7 protein-coding genes are annotated in these 5699 nt (G+C 63.3%); 1 reads left to right on the plus strand and 6 read right to left on the minus strand.

Going from position 1 to position 5699, the window contains the following annotated elements:
• Positions 1–284 precede the first annotated feature (284 nt).
• Positions 285–1310 carry a PDDEXK nuclease domain-containing protein gene (locus B7R22_RS18020; protein ID WP_116413076.1) on the plus strand — a complete coding sequence of 342 codons (1026 nt, stop codon included), beginning with the start codon at positions 285–287 and terminating at the stop codon, positions 1308–1310.
• Between the two features lie 134 nt (positions 1311–1444).
• Here the strand turns inward: B7R22_RS18020 and B7R22_RS18025 are convergent, their stop codons facing one another.
• The 6 genes from B7R22_RS18025 to B7R22_RS18050 are packed head-to-tail and all read right to left on the minus strand — an operon-like array spanning position 1445 to position 5338.
• Positions 1445–2122, minus strand: coding sequence for a cation diffusion facilitator family transporter (locus B7R22_RS18025; RefSeq protein WP_116413077.1), 678 nt, complete (start codon positions 2120–2122; stop codon positions 1445–1447).
• A complete protein-coding gene (cmtR, locus tag B7R22_RS18030; RefSeq protein ID WP_116413078.1) occupies positions 2119–2472 on the minus strand; it encodes a Cd(II)/Pb(II)-sensing metalloregulatory transcriptional regulator CmtR in 354 nt (117 codons plus the stop codon). The genes B7R22_RS18025 and cmtR overlap by 4 nt, the downstream gene beginning before the upstream one ends.
• A gap of 43 nt (positions 2473–2515) precedes the next feature.
• Positions 2516–3268, minus strand: a complete 753-nt coding sequence (locus B7R22_RS18035) for a hypothetical protein (RefSeq protein ID WP_116413079.1) — start codon at positions 3266–3268, stop codon at positions 2516–2518.
• Between the two features lie 11 nt (positions 3269–3279).
• Entirely contained in the window at positions 3280–3972 is a 693-nt protein-coding gene (locus tag B7R22_RS18040; RefSeq protein ID WP_116413080.1) for a hypothetical protein, read from the minus strand.
• Complete coding sequence (locus B7R22_RS18045; RefSeq protein WP_116413081.1) at positions 3969–4295, minus strand: helix-turn-helix domain-containing protein; 327 nt, start codon at positions 4293–4295, stop codon at positions 3969–3971. Before B7R22_RS18045 ends, B7R22_RS18040 begins: the two co-directional genes overlap by 4 nt.
• Before the next feature lie 2 nt (positions 4296–4297).
• Positions 4298–5338 (minus strand): tyrosine-type recombinase/integrase, encoded by a 1041-nt coding sequence (locus tag B7R22_RS18050; RefSeq protein ID WP_253259159.1) that lies wholly within the window; start codon positions 5336–5338, stop codon positions 4298–4300.
• Positions 5339–5699 lie beyond the last annotated feature (361 nt).

Raw genomic sequence — 5699 nt, forward strand, 5'->3', positions numbered from 1 at the left:
CGAGCTCCTCCGCAGAGGGCTCCGGCTTGTTTCTCTTCACAACATCCAGTGTCGTCATCACGGCACCTTCCCCGCCAGGCACACGCCCGACGCGTTAGGCCAGAAACACCGAATTCAGCACAGTCCCGGAGAAACCGACGCCAGAGTTAGGAAGAAGTGCTGTCACGCATCGTTGGGCTGAGGAGCCGGTACGCGGCGAGCAATTGAGTGCTGAATTGGTAAACACTGCGGTCGTGTTCCTCGTCAGTCAGCGCCCGGAGAAGACTGGCTGGGATGATGGATGAATGAGTCGTAGCGAGGTAGACCTGCCTGACCGGTATCCGGAGCTACTCGTGGAGCTCGGCGATCGTGTTCGCGCCGCTCAGGCCCATGCAGTGCGGACGGTCAACCGCGAACTGGTCGGGCTCTACTGGCAAATCGGCCACACGATCCTGCGGGAACAAAGAGACCAGCCCTGGGGCGCCGGAGTGGTTGGTCGCCTCGCTGACGATCTCCGCGCCGCGTTCCCGACCATGACCGGTCTTTCCAGAAGCAACCTGCAATACATGCGGGCTTTCGCGGCGGAATGGCCGGAGGAAGTAAATGTCCCACAGGCTGTGGGACATTTACCATGGGGCCACATCCGGCTCCTGTTCGACAAGCTCGAGACCCGCCAATCACGAGAGTGGTACGCCGCGAAAGCGACCGAACACGGTTGGTCGCGGGATGCGCTACTCAACCACATCAAGAACCAGACCCTCGAGCGGAGCGGCGCTGCACCATCCAACTTCGAGGTCAGGCTGCCCGAAGCGGACTCGGACCTTGCGCAGCAGCTGTCGAAGGACCCCTACGTTTTCGACTTCCTCGACCTCACCGAAGGTGCAGCGGAGCGCGACTTCGAGCAGGCGCTACTTGCCCGGATCACTCAGACCCTCGCGGAACTTGGCGCCGGGTTCGCGTTCGTCGGCCGCCAGGTGCACTTCGAAGTAGACGGAGACGACTTCTACGTCGACCTTTTGTTCTTCCACACCGAGCAGCTCCGGTACGTGGTCGTGGAGCTGAAGAAGGGCCGCTTCGAGCCCGCGTTCGCTGGGCAACTCGGGTTCTACGTCGCGCTCGTCGACGACAAGCTCCGGCGGGCAGTTCATGCCCAGACGGTGGGCATTCTGATCTGCGGTGACAAAAGCGAGCAGACCGTCCGGTACGCGCTTGGACAAACCGCATCACCCATGGCAGTGAGTACCTACACGTATGAGAGCTTGCCCGCCGCTGAGAAAGTCGCGTTACCGACCGCGGACCAACTCATTGCCGCGCTGGAGGTCGGGGACTGATCATGTCCCACAGCCTGTGGGACATCTAGTCGCTCAGCCAGCTACTGCTGGCCCTGTGGATTCGTGACCGGCCAGTTCCTTTTGTTTAGTCGTCCTTTGGGGCGGCTGACAGAGTTGCGATGGCCCCAAACTCGTTAGTCGTCGTGGCTTTCTTCATGGTCGTCATCGTCGTCGAGGAGCATGCCCACTGAGGTTGCGCAGGCGTCCCCTTTCCACGCTTCGATTCCTTCGCGGACGGCGAAGACGACGATGACAAGGGCGGCGATCGGGTCGGCCCACCACCAGCCGAACAGGGTGTTCAGGAGCAGTCCGATGAGCACGGCGGCCGAGAGGTAGGTGCAGATGAGGGTTTGCTTCGAGTCGGCGATCGCGGTCGCTGAGCCGAGTTCTTTGCCGGTGCGTCGTTCGGTGAGGGAGAGGAAGGGCATGATGACGACGCTGAGGGCGGTGAGGATGATGCCGACGGTGCTGTGCTGTACGTCAGCTGCCTGGGTGAGGGTGAGAACGGCGTTCACGGTGACGTAGATCGCGAGCAGGAAGAACGCGATCGCGATGACGCGGAGGGTGCCTTTTTCCCATCGTTCGGGGTCTTTGCGAGTGAACTGCCAGGCCACGGCCGCGGCGGAGAGAACCTCGATCGTGGAGTCGAGTCCGAAGCCGATCAGGGCACCGGATGATGCGGCGGTGCCGGCTGCGATCGCGACGACGGCTTCGATGAGGTTGTACCCGATCGTGATAGCGACGATGAGCCGGATGCGTTTCTGCAGTACCGCTTTGCGCTGGACGAGCGGGCTTGCGGTGGCGGCGGTCACTGGCCGGCCTCGCAGCAGCCTTCAATGGAACAGGTCGGGTTGTTGCCGGGCGCGTCGGCGTCGACGGCGAGCACGACACCGACGAGGTCATTTAGCGCCTTCGCGAGGTGTGCGTCAGCGATTTCGTAACGGTTTTGTCGGCCTTCCGGTTCGGCTACGACGATGCCGCAGTCACGAAGGCAGGTGAGGTGGTTCGAGACGTTCTGTCTCGTGAGGCCGAGCGCCTCGGCGATACCGGCTGGGTAGGCAGGTTCCTCGAGCAGCGTCAGGAGGATGCGGGAACGGGTCGGGTCGGCCATCGCGCGGCCGAGCCTGTTCATGACGTCGAGCCGGGTGCTGAGCGTGAGCATGAACCTATTAATACAGTGTCCACTGTATTAAGCAAGCTGGTAGTCAGAGGGGTGTGGGCCGGCGTGCCACATAGTCGATGAAGGTGGTGCCGGCGTTCCGACGGTGTTTGTCAGTGACCTGGTAGCTGTAATCCAGTGCGTCCGCGATGACCGGGGCGGGAAGTTCGAGTACGAGAGCCCGGAGTGCGGCGTTGCGTGCGCCTCGGAGGTCGATGCCGGCACGCCGGAGCTTACCCATCAGGGAGTTCTGGTGCAGGTGCATCCCCGGTCGGCGGCCCGGGAATAGCCATTCGTTGTCGGTGTGCACGGAGGTCGTCTGATGCGGGAGCTCGGCGACGTGCTGACGGAAGATCTCGTCGAAGGGCGCCGGAATAGTGAGTTTGTCGTTCGTGATCAGGATCGTGACAGCCTGCCCAGAGAGATTCAACTGTTGGAGGCGCATCCCGGCGATGCGGGTGAGGGGTTGGCCATATAAGAGGAGCAGCAGCGAGGCCGCTCGTTCATCGGCGGTGAGATCTGTGTCGGGGTCCAGGAGGCGGCTGATGTGCTCGAGGCGTTGCTGCTGCGTGATGATGGGCTCGGTCCGGGCCAAGCGGTAGGGAAAATCGAGGGGTGGCAGGTGGTGGTGGGCGGATGCCCACCGGACGAAGGTTCGCGCAAGACTGCGGGTGGTCGGCCCGTCGGCGAGCCAGTCGTCGACGTCGGCCTGTGTGCAGGTCGCGGGGGAGCGGCCTTGGTCACGGAGGTGTTGCAGGAATCCGATCGCAGCGCTGGTGGATTGTTTCGCCGAAAGCACAGTGCCTTTCTTCAGCTGGCCGGTGGCGCGAGGCGCTGCATCCTGTTGAGGTGGACCCAGCGGGCGAACTGTTTCACCAGGCGCCCGTCGTTAGGTTCGAGGACCTCGGTTTTGGTGTTGACCCAGATTTGAAAGTGCTCGATGTCGAGGTGGACGGATTCGAGGAGTCCGTGCTCGATACAGAGCTCACGAAGGAACGCGACTTTCCTCGGGTCGCTGTGCTTAGTGAACGTGGCGTGCTCGAGCGGGATGATGCCACGGGCAAGGTCACGGATGAGTTTCGTGGCGTGCGGGTTCTTGCTCAGCCAGACCCGAGCGCTCCGAGCGTGGGCCTGCTGCGTCAAAGCGTCGAATAAGGGGGCCAGGGTCGGGTTGGTTTGGCCGGTGGTGTCGTCGAAGAGGTCGGTGAGGTCATCGATCAGGCAGCAGTGGGCGCAGAGCCCGGTGCGGACGGGTTCGTCTTCGCGGCCGCAGCGGGTGCAGTGAAAGTCCTTCGGGATTCCGGCGCAGTCCGCGCAGCCCGGCTGTCCGTCGATGAGGCCGGGGAGGAGGCGGTCGTCGCCGCAGCCGGGGCAGATGCCGTGGATGCGGGTGGCCCGTTGGTAGCAGCGCCGGCAGGTGCGCCCCTCGGGCCAGGTCGTCGCGATGCGGGCACCGGTTTGGTTGCAGCGGGCGCACCGGTCCGGGAGTCGGAGCCTGCTCACTCGGGGCGGTGGATCCGAGCCCGGGCGGGCCGGAACGCGTCTGTCTTTGTTTGTGCGCCTGCGGTGCCGGTTGCCCGGTCGGTGACTGCCTCGACGGTGACTGGGCAAAGCTCCTCGAAGGTGCAGTCCAGGGTGTCGAGGATCGCGCCGAGTAGTGCGAGGTTCATGCGTTCAGGAGTGCCGCCGACGAGGCGGTAGATCTGTGACGCAGAGAGGTGGATGCCGCGGTCGCTGAGGTGAGGGATGAGGTCAGAGATGGTGTTCATTCCGCGGGCGGCCATGAGTTCTCTGAGGCGCCAGCCGTGTTCGATTCGACGTTGCATTGTCAGGACTCCTCTGGTTTGGGCTGGGCTGTTGTGAGCTGGGCTGCCATTCGGGTGATCGCGTCGTCGACGACACGGGCCCGGTAGTCCGGGGATAGGCCGGTGTAGATGGAGGTGGTTGAGGCGTGCTCGTGGCCGACCTGCTGCTGGATGAAGAACGCGTCGTAGCCGTCCTCGACGAGATGGGTGACGTAGGAGCGGCGAAGGGAATGGAAGTCGAGATCATCGTGCAGGCCGGCTTCGTGCCGTACCTCAGCAAAAGCGCGACTCAAGGAGTCAGCGGTCAGCATGCTGCTCCGCTCGCTCGGCCAGAGCGCCGTGGACCCGGGAGGCGCCAGAAGGGGACGGACGTCGTCTGTCCATTGCCGCATGCATTCCACGATCCACCCGAACTCCGGCAGCGTCAGCACCGCCCGGCGTTTCGGCGGCGAACCCCGCATTGCCTTCCCGAACCGGACGTACACGATCCCAACCTCACCGAAGTGCCGGGCCCTCGGGTTTGACGCGAGGTCGACGAGGTCAAGCTGTCGGACTTCGTTCCGGCGAAGCCCCCACGCGTACGCTGCTTTCATGATCGTCGCGATCCGGAACGCGGGAATCCAGCCCTTCGACCCGGAGCGCCGGATTCGTAGGACCCGGTCGTCGGCGCAGTCGAAGAGGTCCTGCAGCTCATCCCGGGTGTAGGGGCGCTTCCCGGGTTGCCCGCTCGCCTCCTGCGAGTGGCGGGCCGTGTTCCACTCATGAAACACCTGCGCCGGGTGATCCCCGAACCGCGCCCAACACTGCTCACCCCAGCCATACGCCGGATCCACCAGGTACTCCAGAAACATCCGAAGCGCGTTCTGGTAACCGAGCACCGTCGAGTGAGACGCGCCCTTCAGCGCTCGAAGCTCGAGAAAGAACTCATCGACAACGGTCGCAGACCAGGACCAGGGATAGCTGTCAGCAAACGCCCGGAACCGGATCGCGATCGAGCGGCGCTTATCGATCGTAGACGAGCTGAGATTTCGGGCGGACTGCTGAGCAGCCCACCCATCCAGCATCGCCACCCAAATGCTTTCCTCCGCGTTCAGAACAGCCAGGCCGGCCCGGAAATGACGTGGAACAGCGCCCGCAGCAGTCAGTTCGATAGTTCGCATAACATGCGAAAGCTTCGCACTAAACGCGAATGCGGCGCAAGTCGATCAAAGAACTCCTGATCAAAAGGCTGATATCCGCGCAGCTCGGCCCATCAGAAAGCCCACTCCAGCTCCAAACGAGACATCAGGCCTAGCTGAGGGTCTGTAACGTTTTCGGTGTTTCCAGCATTTTTGGTTAGTAGGTTTCTGCTGCCGGCCAGCGGTCGGCGAAGGTGATCGCGAACGCGTTCAGCGCGGGTTTCCACCGCACTGTCCAGCGTGTCCT

The sequence above is a fragment of the Subtercola boreus genome (genome assembly GCF_003399635.1).
GTDB classification, from domain to species: Bacteria; Actinomycetota; Actinomycetes; order Actinomycetales; family Microbacteriaceae; genus Subtercola; species Subtercola boreus_B.